Source organism: Micromonospora sp. Utrum1, assembly GCF_057197805.1.
Map to the genome: position 1 here is coordinate 2,254,121 of NZ_CM170071.1, position 14,518 is coordinate 2,268,638.

The window sequence follows — 14,518 nt, forward strand, 5'->3', positions numbered from 1 at the left end:
GGTCAGCCGAGCTGGAGGTTCCGCCGGGCGGTGGACTTCAGCGGGGGGTCGCCCAGCTCGAACTCGGCCCAGTTGTTCCAGTACGCCACCGCGTCCACGTCGCTCTGCTGGCGCAGCCAGGTCACGTGGTCCCGGATGGCCGGCGCCCGGCCCGCGCCGGTGGTGTCGGCCGTGGCCCGGCTCAGCCCGTGCCACGTCGCCCATCGGCTCGTGGTGCCAGGTCAGGTAGATCGGCGGCAGATGGCGAAGAACCCGGGCGGAAACCGGTGGCCCTCCGCCCGGTGCGGCCCGCATCCTGGGCCGCGTGCCGATCACCGTACGGGAGTTGACCGAGGCGGACTGGCCGCGGCTGTGGCCGATGCTTCGGGACATGGGCGTCGGCGACGAGCCCGTCGAGGTCCACCGGGAACGTTTCCTGCTCCTGCTCGCCGACCCGCGCTGGGCGCTGCTCGGCGCGGTGGACGACGACGGGCTGGCCGGGTACGCCGCCGCCCAGGACCACGGGCCGCACCTGCGCTCCGGCGACGCGCACCGCACCGTCCGCCTGCACGACCTGCACGTACGCCCGGACCGGCGCCGGCGTGGCGCGGGCCGCGCGCTGCTCGCGGCGGTGTCGGAGTGGGCGGCCGGGCGGGCCCGGCACCTGGAGTGGCAGGCCCACCGGGAACGGGCGGCGCCCTTCTACGAGCGGCTCGGCCACCGCGGCGACCCCTGCCCGCAACCGGACTACCCGACCTTCCTGGTCGGCTTCGGGCCGCGCTGAAGGCGCGCGAGCGGAGCGGGCGGGGTCAGCCGAGCGGGTGGGAGATGCCGCGGGCGTGGTCGGTGACGGCCGCGCCGACCACGGTGGCGGTCAGCGGCAGCACCTCCAGGCAGCGGCGCACCGCCGCGGCCATCAGCGCGTTCGGTACCCGCATGGAGAGCGTGCAGTGCGGCACCCAGCGGCCCGGCTGGTAGTGCTCCACCAGGCCGATGCCGGCCCGGGCCAACCGCTCGTGCACCGCGCCGTGGTGGGCCAGCAGTTCCGGCGTGGGGGCCGGACCGAGCCAGAGCACCCGCCCGACGAACTGCCCGGTGTGCTGGAACTCCAGCCGCAGCGGGGCGGCCACCACCATCCCGGCGAGCGCCTCGGCGACGCGGTGCGGGTCGAGACGCGGCGCGACCGCCAGCGACACGTGCGGCCGGTGCCGCTGCTCCAGCAGCGACTTCATGCTCTGCACGCCCTCGGCCTCCAACGCGTCCCAGAGCACCCGGATCCGCCGGGTGGCGTCGATGTCGAGATACAGCTCCAGCGCCGCTACCACGCGATCACCCTAAGGGGGTGAGGTTTGCCCCCGGGCCTGCGCGGTACAGCCCGGGTGGCACCGACGGCGGAGGAGCGTGGACCGTGGACGTGAACGACCTGCTGACCGAGGCGTACGGCCGGCTGCCCGACCTGGTGGCGGGGGCGCTGGACGGGCTCAGCCCGGAACAGCTGCGGCAGACCCCGGCCGCCGGGGCGAATCCGGTGGGCTGGCTGGTCTGGCACCTGACCCGGGTCCAGGACCACCACGTCGCCGACGTGCAGGGGGAGGAGCAGCTCTGGGTCACCGGCGACTGGGCGGCGCGGTGCGGGCTGACCGCCGACCCGAACGACACCGGCTTCGGGCACGGCCCCGAGGAGATCGCCGCGCTGCGGCCGGAGGACGGCCGGGTGCTGCTCGACTACCACCGGGCGGTGGTCGACCGGACCCGGGCGTACCTGAGCGGGTTGCGTCCGGCCGACCTGGACCGGGTGGTCGACGAGAACTGGGACCCGCCGGTCACCCTCGGGGTGCGGCTGGTGAGCGTGCTGGACGACGACCTCCAGCACGTCGGCCAGGCCGCGTACGTGCGCGGGCTCATCCAGCGGGGCTGACCGCCGCCCGGGCCCGCTCCAGCGCGGCGTGCCCGAGCAGGTGGAACGCCTGCGCCTCCGGCGAGGTGCCCGGCCCGGCGAAGTCCGGCGCCCCGCTCACCCCGGTCACCCGCCCGTGGCGGTCGACCCGCCGGCCCGCGGCCGCCAGCAGTTCCGCGCCGGTGCCCAGCCAGGACGCCGGCAGCCAGCCGTCGGCCACCCCGGTCAGTGCCGCGTACCCGAGCAACTGCGCGGTGTTCGCCTCCCGGAACGAGCCGGGGTCGTCGAGCACGTCGGGGAAGAGCCCGTCGTCGGTCCGGTACGCCAGGCAGGCGTCCAGCACCGTGCGGGCGTGCCCGGCCAGCTCGGCGCGGAGCCCGGCCGGCCAGTCCGGCGCCAGGCGCAGCGCCCGGGCGATCCCGGCGACCACCCAGCCGTTGCCGGTGCCCCAGGGCCCCGGCCGGTCCAGCTCGCCCCGGTCCTCGTCCCAGCGCGCCGCGTAGAGCCCGGTGCGCGGGTCGAACAGCCGGCGCCGGTGCCCGTCGACCTGCGCGGCGGCCAGGTCCGTCCGGCCGGCCAGGGCGAGCAGCGGCACCACCATGTACACGGTGTCCGCCCACACCTGCCGGTTGTCGAGCAGGTGGAACAGGGTGCCGTCGGCGGCCCGGGGCGCCCGGGAGACCAGCCAGTCGAGCTGCGCGTCCAGGGCGGCCGCGAAGCGTGGGTCGCCGTCGGCCGCGGCCGCGTACCGGACCACCTCGCCGCAGGCCGCGCCGTTCACCGCGCCGGCCTCGCCGGAGACGTCGCCGAGCCGCCCGTCCGGGTGCTGCCGGGTCACCGCCGCGTCGGCGACCAGCACGGCCAGCTCACCGAGCCCGAGGTCGAGCAGCGCCTGCCCGGTCACCCCCTGCTCCCAGGACTGGCGCTGCATGGCCAGCAGCGCGGCGAGCACGCGGTCGGTCGTGACGTCCCCGGTCATCCCCATTCCTCCGGACTACCCGACTTCACCCCGGCGCACCAGCCCGGCTCACCCGGACGGGGTGAGTTGGCCTCACCCGACCGGCGGGGACGCTGCGGGAGCGGGCGGACCCGCCCGGCGGGGAGCCGCGACCACGGACACGGGGAGGGACCGATGAGCGCCTCGGCGGCGGAGTACCTGGCCCGGCAGGTCGCCGGCCCGCACCCTGACCTGCCGGAGACCACCGCCGGCACGGTCCGCCTGGACCTGCGTGACGGGGCGCGGACCGACCACTGGTACCTCACCATCGACCACCAGGAGGTCCGGGTGGATCGCCTGGCGGACGAGGCCGAGCTGGTGATCGGCGCCGACCGGGAGGTGTTCGACCGGATCGCCTCGGGCCGGCTGAACCCGGCCGCCGCGCTGCTGCGCAACGACCTGACGGCGCAGGGCAACCTGCGGCTGCTGCTGACCCTGCGCCGGCTCTTCCCGGGCCCGCCCGGCGCCCGGCACCCGCGTGAGGTGGCCGGCGAGCGGATCCGGGTGGGGGCGGCATGAGGCAGGAACTGGTGAACGTCCTCGCCGGCAACGCGTTCGCGCTCAGCGACGCGCAGGGCGACATGGAGGCCGAGCCGTACGCCCCGATCGGCCTGTTCTCATTCGACACCCGCTTCCTGTCCCACTGGGTGCTCACCGTCGACGGCGAGCGGCTGAACGCCCTGTCCCGGGACGAGCTGGCCTACTTCGAGACCCGGTTCGTTCTGGTCCCCGGCGCCGCCAGTCACTACGTGGACGCCGACGTCTCGGTGATCCGGCACCGGTCCATCAACGACAGCTTCAACGAGCGGCTCACCGTGCTCAACCACTCGGCCGAGCCCGCCGAGTTCACCGTGCGGATGGAGATGGGCAGCGACTTCGCCGACACCAGCGAGATCCTCCGCCCCGCGCCGCGAGGGCCGGTGGTGGTCGCCGACCCGGTCCAACGGCAGCTGCGGATCTGCCACCAGCGCGGCCGGTTCACCCGGGAGACCGTCGTCACCAGCACGGCCCCGGTGGAGGTCGACCAGCAAGGCATGACCTTCCGGATCCGGGTCGCCCCGGACGGCGAGTGGCACACCGACCTGCACATCGCCATGATCATCCACGGGGCGCAGGGCCGGGATCTGCGGGCCAGCCTGGAGTTCCACCGCCGGCACGTCCGCCAGGACATGCGGGAGGACCTGGCCCGCTGGTTCGACCACGCGCCGCAGCTCATGGCCGAGCGGGAGCCCTTGATGTCGGCGTACCGGCAGGCGCTGACCGACCTGGCCTCACTGCGGTACACGCCGCTGTCCTACATCGAGCGGGTGCCGGTGGCCGGCCTGCCCTGGGCGATGGCGCTGTACGGCCGGGACGCCATCATCACCTGCCTGGAGACGTTGCCGTTCACCCCGGAGCTGACCCCGGCGACGCTGCGCCTGCTCGCCCTGCTGCAGGGCGGCCGGCTCGACGACTACCACGACGAGGAGCCCGGGAAGATCCTCGCCGAGCTGCGCTACGGCGAGTCGGCCGCCTTCGGCGAGCAGCCCACCGCGTTCTACTACGGCGCGGCCGACACCACGCCGCTGTTCGTGGTCCTGCTCGACGAGTACGAGCGCTGGACCGGCGACGTCGACCTGGTCCGGCAGTTGCGCCACCCGGCCCGGATGGCGCTGGACTGGCTCGACGAGTACGGCGACTCCGTCGGCGACGGCTACCTGCGCTACCAGCCACGCAACACGGTCAACGGGGTGGCCAACCAGACCTGGCGGAACTCGCCGGGGGCCATCGTCGACCGGAACGCGGTCGAGCCGCCGTATCCCCGGGCGACCTGCGAGTTGCAGGGGTACGCCTACGACGCGAAGGTGCGGGGCGCCCGGCTGGCCCGGGAGGTCTGGGGCGACCCCGGTTACGCCGACCGGCTGGAGGCCGAGGCCGCGCGGCTGCGCGAGCGGTTCGACCGGGACTTCTGGCTGCCGCACCGGGGCTACTACGCGCTGGCGCTCACCCCGGACGGGCAGCCGGTGGACGCGCTCACCTCACACCTCGGGCACCTGCTGTGGAGCGGCATCGTCGAGCCGAAGCGGGCCGACGCGGTCGCCACGCACCTTGTCGGCCCGGAGCTGTTCTCCGGCTGGGGGGTGCGTACCTACGCCACCGGGCAGCGGCCCTACAACCCGGTCGGCGCGCACCTCGGCGCCGTCTGGCCGTCGGACAACGCGCTCGTCGCGGCGGGCCTGCGCCGCTACGGGTACGACGCCGAGGCAGCCCAGGTCGCGGCCGGCATCTTCGCCGTGGCGGAGACGGTCGGCGGGTCGGTGCCGGAGGTGATCGCCGGCTACCCGCGCGAGATCACCAAGTACCCGGTCCAGCTGCCGGCGGCCGGCCGGCCGCAGTCGTGGGCCTCGGGCGGCCTGCTCATGCTGCTCGCCACCATGCTCGGGCTGCGCCCCTGCGAGGAGAACCTGCTGGCCGACCCGTACATCCCCGACGGGTACGGCCGGATCGAACTGCTGGACGTGCCGGGGCGCTGGGGGCGGGCCGACGCCTACGGCCGCGACCGCACCGCCGGCCGGCGGGTCCGCGTCGGGGGCCTGGCCGGTGAGCGGCGCACCGTCGGGTGACCCTCCGGGCGGGGCCGCCGGTCAGCGGGGCCCGGCCGCGCTCTCCTCGGGCGCGACGGCGGGGGCCGGTGCGGGCTCGGCCGGCACGGCACCGGTACGCCGCGCCAGACCCCGGTCGACGCCGACGAGGAGGAGACCGAGCAGCCAGAACGCGACGGCGAAGAAGATCGCGCTGAGCCCGACGCCGCCGTAGCCGAGCTGCCCGGCGTCGAGGAACGGGTACGGGTAGCGGTGCACGACCAGCCCCCGCACCAGGGCGAACCCGAGGTACGCCAGCGGGAACGCCAGCCACCAGGCGGCGTACCGCGGGCGCAGCCGGCCCCGCCGGTCGAGCAACGCCCAGTCGGCGATCGCCAGCAGCGGCACCACGGTGTGCAGGAACTGGTTGCCCCACCACTCGCCCGGCGCCCGGTGCGGCTGGGCCATGGCGAACGGGCTGGCCGCGTTGGCGAGCACCAGGTGGTAGACCGTGCCGGTGATGGCGATGTAGAGGGTGACCGCGCCCTTGAGCGCGCTCGGCGGCTCCGGGCGGCCCTGCCAGGCCCGCCAGGCGGCGTATCCGGCGAAGACACCGACCGCCACGTTGCTCTGGATGGTGAAGTAGGGCAGCAGGCCGGTCACCGTGGCCGGACCCAGCGCGGTGAGCACGATGCCGGCCACCACGCCGAGCACGACGGCGAGGCGGAAGAGGATCGCCAGTCGGCGACGCCGCGGAGTCACCGGGGCAAGCTACCAGCCGACCGACCCCGGCCACCGGGGTGAGAACCGGTGCCCGGCTGCTCCGGCGCGGCGGGTCGGGCCGCGTGCGGCTCGACCGCCGGGACGGTCCCCCTGGCGGCCGGCGGGTCGGCGGAGCGGCCGCGGGACGGCGCCTCGCCGGGGGCGGGCCGCGCCCGGGCCGCGGTGGCCGGCGGCGTGCCCGCCGCGGACCCGCGCCGGCCGGCGCCGGCGCCCGTGGCCGGCCGGTCCGGGGCGGTGTGCTTGCCGGTCCGCGGGGTCGGCCGGTCCGGGGCGGTGTGCTTGCCGGTCCGCGGGGTCGGCCGGTCCGGCGTGGTGTGCGTGCCGGTCCGTGGGGTCGGTCGGCCCGGGGTGGTGTGCCGGTCGCGGCCGGTGCCGGTGAGCGGTGCCGTCGTGGCCGGAGCCGTCGCGGGCGACGTGGTGGCGGGCGGCCGCCCGGGTGTGCGGTCGTGGTCCGGGTCGGGCGCGGGGTCGCCGTCGGCGGGCAGGACCGTGGCCGGGGTGGTGGACACGTCGTCGGTCCGTTCGGGAGCGATCGGCGTGGCACCGGGGGTCGCGGGCGGGGCCGGCGACGGAACCGGGGCCACCCCGGGCGCCGGCAGGCGCTGCCACAGCTTCGCCAGGTCGTCGCGGATCCGGGTGGCGCCCGGGCCGTCGCCCAGGCGGGTCAGGAGCGCGGCGGCCCGTTCGAGGTCGGTGCGGGCCTCGGCGTACCGGCCGGCGCGCAGGTCGCGCCGGGCCTGGTCGAGCATCCGGTCGATCTCCCGCTCGGCGACCAGCGTGTCGGCGCGTTCGGTCCAGACCAGCTGGGTGACCGGCCAGAGCAGTCCCCCTGGCTCGGCCCGGGCCGAGCCGAACCCGAGACCGCCGGCCAGGGTCACCAGGGTGAGCGCCGCCCCGGAGAGGACGCGGACCCGCCGGCGCGGGATCCGGCCGCCGGGCCGTCGCCGTTTCGGAGCGGTCCCGGCCGGCTCGCCGTGCTCCGGCGTACCCGTCGGGTCGACCGGGCGGTCGAGCTTTTCGGCGGGCGGGACGGCCCGGACGGGCACCGGCCCGGCCGGGTCCAGGTCCCGGGCGGCCCCGGGGGCATCCGCCGGCCGGCCGTCGAGGGGTGGCCACGGCCTGGCCTCCAGCTCGACGGCGCGGGCCTCCACCTCGGCCTGCCAGCCGCCGAGCAGGGCGGCCACCGAGTCGTCCGCCGGGGGCGCGCCGCGGCGGAGGGCATCGAGCAGCTCGTCGTCGCGCCGCACCGGGTCCTCGTGCGGCGGGGTGGGGCCGGTGGCGCTCATCCGATCACCGCCGACAGGGAGTCGCCGGCGAGCGTGCGCAGCCGGGTCAGCGCGCGGTGCTGCGCCAGCCGTACGGCCCCACCGCTCATGCCGAGCACCGTACCGACCTCGTCGGCCGTCATGCCGACCGCCAGGCGGAGCACCAGGATCTCCCGGTGGGTCGCCGGCAACTGGGCGAGCAGCTCGCTGAGCCGGGCGCCCAGGTCGGCGGTGACCGCGCGGGGCTCCGGCCCGGGCGACGGATCGGCGGTGTCGGGCACCTCGGCGACGCTCTCCGACCGGTCCCGGCCCGCGCTCCGGCAGGCGTCGGCGACCTTGCGGGCGGCGATGCGGTAGACGAAGGCGAGGAACGGACGGCCCTGGTCGACGAAGCGGGGCAGCGCGCGCAGCACCGCGAGGCAGACCTCCTGGGCGACGTCCTCGGCGGTCGCGCCACCCGCGCCGACGTGGCCCAGCCGGGCCAGGCTGTAGCGCACCACGATCGGCCGGATCTCGGTGAGTATCCGGGTCACGGCCGCCGGATCGCCCGCCGCCGCCCGCCGCACCAGGTCGGGATCCGGTGTGTCCATAGAGGTCAACGAAGCCCTTCCGCTCTGGCTGGATCGACCGTAACGGGCGCCCGCCGTACCGCCAAGTGGTGGGGTGAAACACCGCGGCGGCCGGTGGCGATAACCGGGCAGGAGGCCGTGCCCCCGCTCGTCGACCTGGTGTTCCCGACATCGGGTCGGTCGTTGTGCGGCTTTTCAACCTAATTTATATATTTCCAATAACGAATGTCGTCACCCTCTGGTCCGGCGGCCCCCCCACGGGTCAGCCTCGGCGTGGGCCATCCGCCCTTACCGCACGTGGAGAGGAACCCCCATGCGCAAGACACTGGGCGTCGCGATGCTCACCGGCATCGTCGTCGCCGCCTCGGCGACCGGCGCCACCGCCGCCCCGCGCGCCGAGGTGGAGAGCGGCTACATCGTCGTCCTCCGCGCCGACGCCAACTCGGCGTCGGTCGCCGCCGAGCAGTCCCGGGCGACCGGCGCCACCGTCGGCCACGTCTACGAGCACGCCCTGCACGGCTACTCCGCCCGGATGAGCGCCACCGCCGCGGCGCGCCTCGCCCGCGACTCGCGGGTGCTCCTCGTTCAGCCCGACGGGGTGGTGACGGCCGACGCCCAGACCACCCCGACCGGCATCAACCGGGCCGACGCCGAGCTCAGCCCGACCGCGAAGATCAACGGCGCCGACGAGCGGGTGAACGTCGACGTGGCGGTCATCGACACCGGCATCGACCTCACCCACCCGGACCTGAACGTCTACACCGCCGGAGCGAAGAACTGCTCCACCGGAACCAGCGCCGCCGACGGCAACGGCCACGGCTCGCACGTCGCCGGCACGATCGGCGCGCTCGACAACGGCGTCGGCGTGGTGGGCATGGCCCCGGGTGCCCGGCTCTGGCCGGTCCGCGTGCTCAACAACGCCGGTAGCGGTTCGTTCTCGAGCATCATCTGCGGCATCGACTACGTGACCGCGCACGCCAGTGAGATCGAGGTCGCCAACATGAGCCTCGGCGGCGCCGGCTCCGACAGCGCCTGCGGCAGCAACACGGACGCGATGCACGAGGCGATCTGCAACTCCGTCGCGGCCGGCGTGACGTACGTGGTGGCCGCCGGCAACGAGACCGACAACGCCGCCAACCACGTTCCGGCCGCGTACGACGAGGTCATCACGGTCTCCGCGCTGGCCGACTTCAACGGCGTGCCCGGCGGCGGCGCCGCGGCCACCTGCCGCAGCGACGTGGACGACACCATCGCCGACTTCTCCAACTACGGCGCCGACGTCGACCTGATGGCCCCGGGCGTGTGCATCTACTCGACCTGGAAGGGCGGCGGCTACAACACCATCTCCGGCACCTCGATGGCGAGCCCGCACGCCGCCGGTGGCGCCGCCCTCTACAAGGCGACCCACCCCACGGCCACCCCGAGCGCGGTCAAGTCGGCCCTCCAGGCGGCCGGTACGACCAACTACAGCTGGCCGGCCGGTGACCCGGACGGCATTCAGGAGAAGCTGCTGAACGTGGCCACCTTCTGACCGTCACGCCACGACCGTGCCGGCCCGACCCGGGCCGGCACGGTTCGTGCGGATCCGGGGGAGCGCCCCGTGCGCGCGGGTCAGCGCGGGGACGCGCCGACCGAGGCGGGCTGCCGGACTGACGGGCCGGCTGGTCGGCTGGTCGGCGCTGTTTCGGCCGACGGCTTGGCCGGCGTCTGCTCCGGCCGACCGGTGACCCGGTCGCTCGGCGCGGAGCTCGGCCGCCGCGTCGGTCCCGCGCCGGGCCCGCTCGGTTTGTCCTTGTCGTCGAGCAGGTCGTCGCAGTAGCCGGCGACCTGCTCCCGCCCGCCGGCGGCGGCGACCAGGTCGGCGTAGCGCGGCGTCTCCAGCACGCGGCGCCGGTCGTCGCCCTCCGCCCGGTACGCGGTGCAGAGCCCGGCCAGCGCGGACGGGCTGGCCGGGTGGTCGCTCGGGCCGACCGCGGGGGTGGTCGGAGCGGTGGCGGGCGTGGGCCGCCCGTCGGGCCGGGTGCTCGGGGTCGCGGAGCTGTCCGCGCCGCCACCGACCGGCAGCGGACCGGGCAGGTTGCCGGTGACGGCGGCCAGGGCCACCCCACCGGTGGCGGTGGCGAGCAGGCCGGCCAGGGCGAGCTTGGCGCCGAGCAGCCCGGCGCGGAGCCGCCGCTCGGGACGGGAGACCGCCACCGGGCCGCCGGCCCGCGCCAGGCGGAACGCCTGAAGGGCCGCCCCCTCACCGTCGAGCTCGTGCGGGCGGGGTGCGGCGCGGACGGCGGCGAGGAACCGGACGAGCGCCTCCGGACCGTCCTGCGCGTCGGCGACGGGACCGACGAGCAGGCGCTCGGCGGTCTCCTGGTCCATGCGGTGTCCGTTCATCTCGTGTCCCTCAGCGCCGCCCCCGGTCGTGGCGTCACACCGGAACCGCGCCGGCCGCCCGTGCGGGCGGGTGAGATCGATCACCGCACCGCGGTCAACCCATGGTCTTCGCCCCGTCGATCGACTCGCGGATGATGTCGGCGTGCCCGGCGTGCTGCGCGGTCTCGGCGATCAGGTGCAGCAGCACCCGGCGGACCGTCCAGCTCGCGCCCGGCTCGAACCAGGGCGCGCTGGGCAGCGGGTGCGCGGCGTCGAGGTCGAGCGTGGCGACCAGCTCGTCCGTCTCGGCGGCCACCCGGTCGAACTCGGCGAGCAGCCCGGCCAGCGTCTCGCCCTCGGCCATCCGGAACTGGCCGGCCCAGTCGATCGGCTCGCTCTGCATCGCCGCGGCGCCGCCCACCGCGAACCGCATCCACCGGTGCTCGGTGCCGGCCACGTGCTTGATCAGGCCGCCGAGGCAGAGCTCGCTGGCCGTGCTGCGCCGGGCGGCCTGCTCGTCGTCGAGCCCCGCCACGGTCTGCCGGAGGAAGTCGCGGTGCCGCTGGAGGGAGGCGAGCAGATCGGCCGGCTCGCCCGTGAGGACCTGATCGGAGACGCCCATGCCGCCCGCCTTTCGTTGAGGACCGGGGACACCGTACGACCCGTCACCGACAGTTTTCCGGCTCCGCACCGGACCGTCCCGGGTTGCCGTTTCGTCCGGATCGGGGTGCACTGAATTACATGGGTGTCATCAAGGTGGGCACGTCCTCTTGGGCCGACCAGATGCTGGTCCGCTCGGGCTGGTATCCCCGCGCGGTCAACACCCCGGCCGGCCGCCTCGGGTGGTACGCCGAGCGGTTCGGTCTGGTCGAGGTGGACACCTCGTACTACGCCATCCCGGCGCCGGAGACCGCCGAGGGCTGGGCGGCCGCCACCCCGCCCGGCTTCACCTTCGACGTCAAGGCGTTCCGCCTCTTCACCGGCCACCACACCCCGGTCGATGCGCTGCCCAGGGAGCTGCGCCCGGCCGGCGGCCCGAGCCGGATCCGCTGGCGCGACCTCTCCGCCGGGGCGTACGACGAACTCTGGGACCGGTTCCACGCGGCGCTGGCGCCGCTCGCGGCGGCCGACCGGCTCGGCGCCGTGCTGCTCCAGTTTCCACCCTGGCTGGCCCGCGGCGAAGCGGCGAAGCGGCGGATCCTCGCCGCGGCCCGGCGGTGCCGGCCCTGGCCGGTCAGCGTGGAACTGCGGCACTCCTCGTGGTTCACCGAGGACGCCGTGGTGGACACGGTGACCTTCCTGCGCGAGCACGGGCTCGGTTACGTCTGCGTGGACATGCCCCAGGGGCACGTCTCCTCGGTGCCGCCGATCCTCGTCGCCACCGGCGACCTGGCGGTGGTCCGGTTCCACGGCCACAGCACCGCCTGGGAGAGCGGCGACAAGCAGGACAGGTTCCGCTACGCCTACGGCGAGGAGGAGTTGCGGCGCTGGTCCGTACTGCTGCGCGAACTGGCAGACCAGTGCGCCGAACTGCACGTGCTGCTGAACAACTGCTGCGGTGACCAGGCCCAGCGGGACGCCGCCCGGCTCGCCGGGCTGCTCGGCGTCGCCCCCGCCGTCGCGCGCGCCTGAGGTTTCCGCCGGTACGCCCCGGGTACCGGCGGTGCCGAGGACAACAACGAGGGGGACGCGTGGACGAGCGGCGGGACGAGCCCGGCGGCCTGGCCCGGGACGACCGGGATCCCCGGGCGACCCGGGAGGCCGAGGAGGCGCACGGCGGCAGCATGGCGCCGGGCGTGGTGGACGACACCGGGCACCCGGTGGGCGAACCGGACGGGCCGGAGAACGAGCCGTCGGTGCTGGGCCGGCCGGGGGAGGACGGCACCGGTTCCTGACCGGTGGGCGGACGCCCGGGGCGGTGAGGCGCCCCGGGCGTCGTGTCGTCCCCGTCCGCACCCTTCGGGCCGGGCGGTGCGGGTCAGCCGCGCCGGCTGACCCCTTCCGGGCGCATGCCGGTGGCGTCCTCCAGCGGGTTGTCGCCGAGGTCCCCGTCGGCGCGGTCGTCCGGGAAGGTGCGTCGCGACGGCGCGGGGTCCGGCGGCGCCCCAGGTCCCGCCTCGGTGGCCCGGGTGGGCTCCACCGAGCCGAACCCGTGCCGGCCGGCCTTAGGACCGTCCGGTCCGGCGCCCGCCGCCCGGCGTTCGCCCCGCCGGCCCTGGGGCACCGCGTTCTCCTCGCTGCCCTCGTCCATCGGGTCGTCGTCGCCCGCGCCCCACGGCGGGTCGGCGTCGAAGCCGTCGGTGGTGCCCCACGGCGCGGCCGACTCCGGCCCCCGCCCCTCACCCCTACCCGATCGGTCCTTGCTGCTCATGGCCACCTCACCTGGCTTGATTCCCGTGCCCGCGTTGTTTGCCCGCCAGCGGTCCGGTCATGCGCCGGACCCGGGTACGCCGCGGCCGGCGCCCCCCACGAGGTGGGCCGCCGGCCGCGGGACGGGTCACTTGCCGGCCATGGCCATCTGTCGCTTGTTCGCGCCCATCCCGGCCATCCTGCCGATCGCCGCCGGGGCGCTCGCCAGCCCGCCGGCCCGGCCGAGCAGGCCCCGGAACACCTGTCCGGGCTTCTGCTGCTCGCCCATGTACGCCGACACCACCACCAGGGCGCCGGTCAGCGCCGGGACCGCCCACTGCAGCAGCTTCATCTGCCGCTGCGAGGAGGCGACGTGCGCTGGAGTCTGGTAGCTCGGCTCGGTGGTCCCCTCGACGGGCGGCGAGCCCGCCTTCTGCAGCTTCATGCCGAGCAGCCGGCTGTAGCCGGTCACCGCCAGCGCGCCCACCGTCAGGGCGGTCTTCACCGTGCTCATCCTCGCCACCCCGGCCTGGCTGGCCACCCGTGGGCTCTCGGTCACCAGCTCGCCGACCGCGCCGGCCAGGTGCGCGCCGATCGCGGCCGCGTTGACCGGGGTCCAGCGGGCCCAGCCGGCCGAGGCGACCGGCAGCCGCTGGGTCGAGTCGTCGATTTTCGCCGCCGCGCCGTTGACGCCGAGCGCCCCCATCAGTGAGCCGCCGAACCAGGCCGCCAGGCCCAGATCGTGCATCGAGCGCAACGCGGTGTGCCGTTCGGACATCCTGATCCCCCTCCGCCGTGTTCGGGCGGTGCGGCTTACCCACCTTCGGCGCGGCTACGCATCCGATTTCCGGCGGCCGACCCACCGGCCCGGCTGTCCCGGGTCAGCGGGGCGGCAGCGCGGCGGCGAACGCGGCGACCCGGGCGGCCAGCGGGGTGGCGGCGCGTACCCAGGTGAAGTGGTCCAGCGCGGCGCCCGCCTCGGCGACGGTGTAGCGGTGCCGGGTCACCGGCGCGGCGGCGAGCTTGCCGCAGAGGTGGTCCAGCGTCTCGTGCGGCGTGTACTGGTCGTCGTCGACGCTGACCGCGAGCACCGGGGTGCGGACCCGCCGGACGGCCGCCTCGGCGTCGACCCCGTCGAGCACCGGGAAGCGCCCGGTCCGCGCGGTGTACGCCCAGTCGCGGATCACCCCGCGCGCCTGCCGGCCGCCGAACCCCCAGCCCGGCCAGACCCCGAGCAGCCGCGCGATCGCCGCGATGCCCTGGGTGTACGGCAGCACGCCCCAGCCGCGCCGTCCCGGGTACCCCCGCCACCAGGGGATGCCCACCGCCACCAGGGCCAGCCCGTCGACCCGGTCCGGGTCATGCAGCGCCTGGTGCAGCACGGCGACCTGCCCGCCGAGCGAGTGCCCGAGCAGCAACCGGGTCCGGCCGTCCAGCCGGGGCTTGAGCGCGTCGAGCACCGCGCCGACGTCGCCGGCCAGCTCGGCGTAGCCGTACCGGCAGGTGCGGGCGGGGGTGGGGGTGCTCTCGCCGGTGCCCCGCAGATCGGCCACGACGACGGCCAGCCCGGCGTCGCGCAGCGCGGCGGCGAAGGGCCGGTAGTAGCGGGCGCGGACCCCCATGGCGGGCCAGATCACCACCACCGGCGCGCCGGGCGGCCCGTCCGGCTCGGGGTAGACCTGGACGCCGATGCGCGCGCCGTCGACGTCCACGAACTCCTGCGTGTACTCCCCGCTCACCGGCTCAGCCTACGG

18 protein-coding genes are annotated in these 14,518 nt (G+C 75.8%); 7 read left to right on the forward strand and 11 right to left on the reverse strand.

What is annotated here, in order from left to right:
* Positions 1 to 2 precede the first annotated feature (2 nt).
* Positions 3 to 125, reverse strand: a complete 123-nt coding sequence (locus AC0OLQ_RS10895; RefSeq protein ID WP_484531215.1) for a hypothetical protein — start codon at positions 123 to 125, stop codon at positions 3 to 5.
* A 179-nt stretch (positions 126 to 304) separates the two neighbouring features.
* On the opposite strand from AC0OLQ_RS10895, the gene AC0OLQ_RS10900 reads away from it, so the two are divergent.
* Complete coding sequence (locus AC0OLQ_RS10900) at positions 305 to 763, forward strand: GNAT family N-acetyltransferase (RefSeq protein WP_484531216.1); 459 nt, start codon at positions 305 to 307, stop codon at positions 761 to 763.
* Between the two features lie 25 nt (positions 764 to 788).
* On the opposite strand, the gene AC0OLQ_RS10905 is transcribed toward AC0OLQ_RS10900, so the two are convergent.
* Positions 789 to 1,304 (reverse strand): 2'-5' RNA ligase family protein, encoded by a 516-nt coding sequence (locus AC0OLQ_RS10905; protein WP_484531217.1) that lies wholly within the window; start codon positions 1,302 to 1,304, stop codon positions 789 to 791.
* An 83-nt stretch (positions 1,305 to 1,387) separates the two neighbouring features.
* Here AC0OLQ_RS10905 and AC0OLQ_RS10910 point away from each other — a divergent pair, with 83 nt between their 5' ends.
* A complete protein-coding gene (locus AC0OLQ_RS10910) occupies positions 1,388 to 1,897 on the forward strand; it encodes a mycothiol transferase (RefSeq protein ID WP_484531218.1) in 510 nt (169 codons plus the stop codon).
* Here the strand turns inward: AC0OLQ_RS10910 and AC0OLQ_RS10915 are convergent.
* Positions 1,881 to 2,855 (reverse strand): glycoside hydrolase family 88 protein, encoded by a 975-nt coding sequence (locus AC0OLQ_RS10915; protein ID WP_357333162.1) that lies wholly within the window; start codon positions 2,853 to 2,855, stop codon positions 1,881 to 1,883. The two genes, AC0OLQ_RS10910 and AC0OLQ_RS10915, sit on opposite strands and share 17 nt — an antisense overlap.
* Positions 2,856 to 3,008: 153 nt before the next feature.
* Between AC0OLQ_RS10915 and AC0OLQ_RS10920 the strand changes: the two genes are divergently transcribed.
* On the forward strand, positions 3,009 to 3,392 hold the full coding sequence (locus tag AC0OLQ_RS10920) for an SCP2 sterol-binding domain-containing protein (protein ID WP_357333161.1): 384 nt from the start codon (positions 3,009 to 3,011) through the stop codon (positions 3,390 to 3,392).
* Positions 3,389 to 5,476, forward strand: coding sequence for an amylo-alpha-1,6-glucosidase (locus AC0OLQ_RS10925; RefSeq protein WP_484531219.1), 2,088 nt, complete (start codon positions 3,389 to 3,391; stop codon positions 5,474 to 5,476). Before AC0OLQ_RS10920 ends, AC0OLQ_RS10925 begins: the two co-directional genes overlap by 4 nt.
* Positions 5,477 to 5,497: 21 nt before the next feature.
* Here AC0OLQ_RS10925 and AC0OLQ_RS10930 read toward each other — a convergent pair whose 3' ends face one another.
* From AC0OLQ_RS10930 to shbA, 3 genes are read right to left on the reverse strand one after another with little or no spacing between them, the layout of a single operon-like run.
* A complete protein-coding gene (locus AC0OLQ_RS10930) occupies positions 5,498 to 6,196 on the reverse strand; it encodes a Pr6Pr family membrane protein (RefSeq protein ID WP_484531220.1) in 699 nt (232 codons plus the stop codon).
* Positions 6,193 to 7,503 (reverse strand): hypothetical protein, encoded by a 1,311-nt coding sequence (locus tag AC0OLQ_RS10935; RefSeq protein ID WP_484531221.1) that lies wholly within the window; start codon positions 7,501 to 7,503, stop codon positions 6,193 to 6,195. Before AC0OLQ_RS10935 ends, AC0OLQ_RS10930 begins: the two co-directional genes overlap by 4 nt.
* Positions 7,500 to 8,072, reverse strand: coding sequence for an RNA polymerase sigma factor ShbA (gene shbA / locus AC0OLQ_RS10940; RefSeq protein ID WP_484531222.1), 573 nt, complete (start codon positions 8,070 to 8,072; stop codon positions 7,500 to 7,502). The genes AC0OLQ_RS10935 and shbA overlap by 4 nt, the downstream gene beginning before the upstream one ends.
* Before the next feature lie 292 nt (positions 8,073 to 8,364).
* Between shbA and AC0OLQ_RS10945 the strand changes: the two genes are divergently transcribed.
* Entirely contained in the window at positions 8,365 to 9,582 is a 1,218-nt protein-coding gene (locus AC0OLQ_RS10945) for a S8 family peptidase (protein ID WP_484531223.1), read from the forward strand.
* An 80-nt stretch (positions 9,583 to 9,662) separates the two neighbouring features.
* Here AC0OLQ_RS10945 and AC0OLQ_RS10950 read toward each other — a convergent pair whose 3' ends face one another.
* Positions 9,663 to 10,436: a hypothetical protein gene (locus AC0OLQ_RS10950; RefSeq protein WP_484531224.1), complete on the reverse strand. Its 774-nt coding sequence runs from the start codon at positions 10,434 to 10,436 to the stop codon at positions 9,663 to 9,665.
* Between the two features lie 94 nt (positions 10,437 to 10,530).
* On the reverse strand, positions 10,531 to 11,037 hold the full coding sequence (locus tag AC0OLQ_RS10955) for a DinB family protein (RefSeq protein WP_484531225.1): 507 nt from the start codon (positions 11,035 to 11,037) through the stop codon (positions 10,531 to 10,533).
* Between the two features lie 119 nt (positions 11,038 to 11,156).
* Between AC0OLQ_RS10955 and AC0OLQ_RS10960 the strand changes: the two genes are divergently transcribed.
* Together AC0OLQ_RS10960 and AC0OLQ_RS10965 are read left to right on the forward strand one after the other, a co-directional pair.
* On the forward strand, positions 11,157 to 12,047 hold the full coding sequence (locus AC0OLQ_RS10960; protein ID WP_484531226.1) for a DUF72 domain-containing protein: 891 nt from the start codon (positions 11,157 to 11,159) through the stop codon (positions 12,045 to 12,047).
* A gap of 59 nt (positions 12,048 to 12,106) precedes the next feature.
* Positions 12,107 to 12,310, forward strand: a complete 204-nt coding sequence (locus AC0OLQ_RS10965; RefSeq protein ID WP_357333152.1) for a GTPase activator — start codon at positions 12,107 to 12,109, stop codon at positions 12,308 to 12,310.
* A gap of 83 nt (positions 12,311 to 12,393) precedes the next feature.
* Here AC0OLQ_RS10965 and AC0OLQ_RS10970 read toward each other — a convergent pair whose 3' ends face one another.
* From AC0OLQ_RS10970 to AC0OLQ_RS10980, 3 genes are all read right to left on the reverse strand, one after another.
* Entirely contained in the window at positions 12,394 to 12,786 is a 393-nt protein-coding gene (locus tag AC0OLQ_RS10970) for a hypothetical protein (protein WP_484531227.1), read from the reverse strand.
* Between the two features lie 126 nt (positions 12,787 to 12,912).
* On the reverse strand, positions 12,913 to 13,542 hold the full coding sequence (locus AC0OLQ_RS10975) for a hypothetical protein (RefSeq protein WP_484531228.1): 630 nt from the start codon (positions 13,540 to 13,542) through the stop codon (positions 12,913 to 12,915).
* 103 nt (positions 13,543 to 13,645) lie between these two features.
* Positions 13,646 to 14,503: an alpha/beta hydrolase family protein gene (locus AC0OLQ_RS10980; RefSeq protein ID WP_484531229.1), complete on the reverse strand. Its 858-nt coding sequence runs from the start codon at positions 14,501 to 14,503 to the stop codon at positions 13,646 to 13,648.
* Between the last annotated feature and the right edge of the window lie 15 nt (positions 14,504 to 14,518).

Excerpts from the sequence above, each read along its gene's own strand:
- AC0OLQ_RS10915 (WP_357333162.1), bottom strand. The coding sequence starts at position 2,855 with ATGACCGGGGACGTCACGACCGACCGCGTGCTCGCCGCGCTGCTGGCC.
- AC0OLQ_RS10920 (WP_357333161.1), top strand. The coding sequence starts at position 3,009 with ATGAGCGCCTCGGCGGCGGAGTACCTGGCCCGGCAGGTCGCCGGCCCG.
- AC0OLQ_RS10925 (WP_484531219.1), top strand. The coding sequence starts at position 3,389 with ATGAGGCAGGAACTGGTGAACGTCCTCGCCGGCAACGCGTTCGCGCTC.
- AC0OLQ_RS10935 (WP_484531221.1), bottom strand. The coding sequence starts at position 7,503 with ATGAGCGCCACCGGCCCCACCCCGCCGCACGAGGACCCGGTGCGGCGC.
- shbA (WP_484531222.1), bottom strand. The coding sequence starts at position 8,072 with ATGGACACACCGGATCCCGACCTGGTGCGGCGGGCGGCGGCGGGCGAT.
- AC0OLQ_RS10945 (WP_484531223.1), top strand. The coding sequence starts at position 8,365 with ATGCGCAAGACACTGGGCGTCGCGATGCTCACCGGCATCGTCGTCGCC.
- AC0OLQ_RS10950 (WP_484531224.1), bottom strand. The coding sequence starts at position 10,436 with ATGAACGGACACCGCATGGACCAGGAGACCGCCGAGCGCCTGCTCGTC.
- AC0OLQ_RS10955 (WP_484531225.1), bottom strand. The coding sequence starts at position 11,037 with ATGGGCGTCTCCGATCAGGTCCTCACGGGCGAGCCGGCCGATCTGCTC.
- AC0OLQ_RS10960 (WP_484531226.1), top strand. The coding sequence starts at position 11,157 with ATGGGTGTCATCAAGGTGGGCACGTCCTCTTGGGCCGACCAGATGCTG.
- AC0OLQ_RS10970 (WP_484531227.1), bottom strand. The coding sequence starts at position 12,786 with ATGAGCAGCAAGGACCGATCGGGTAGGGGTGAGGGGCGGGGGCCGGAG.
- AC0OLQ_RS10975 (WP_484531228.1), bottom strand. The coding sequence starts at position 13,542 with ATGTCCGAACGGCACACCGCGTTGCGCTCGATGCACGATCTGGGCCTG.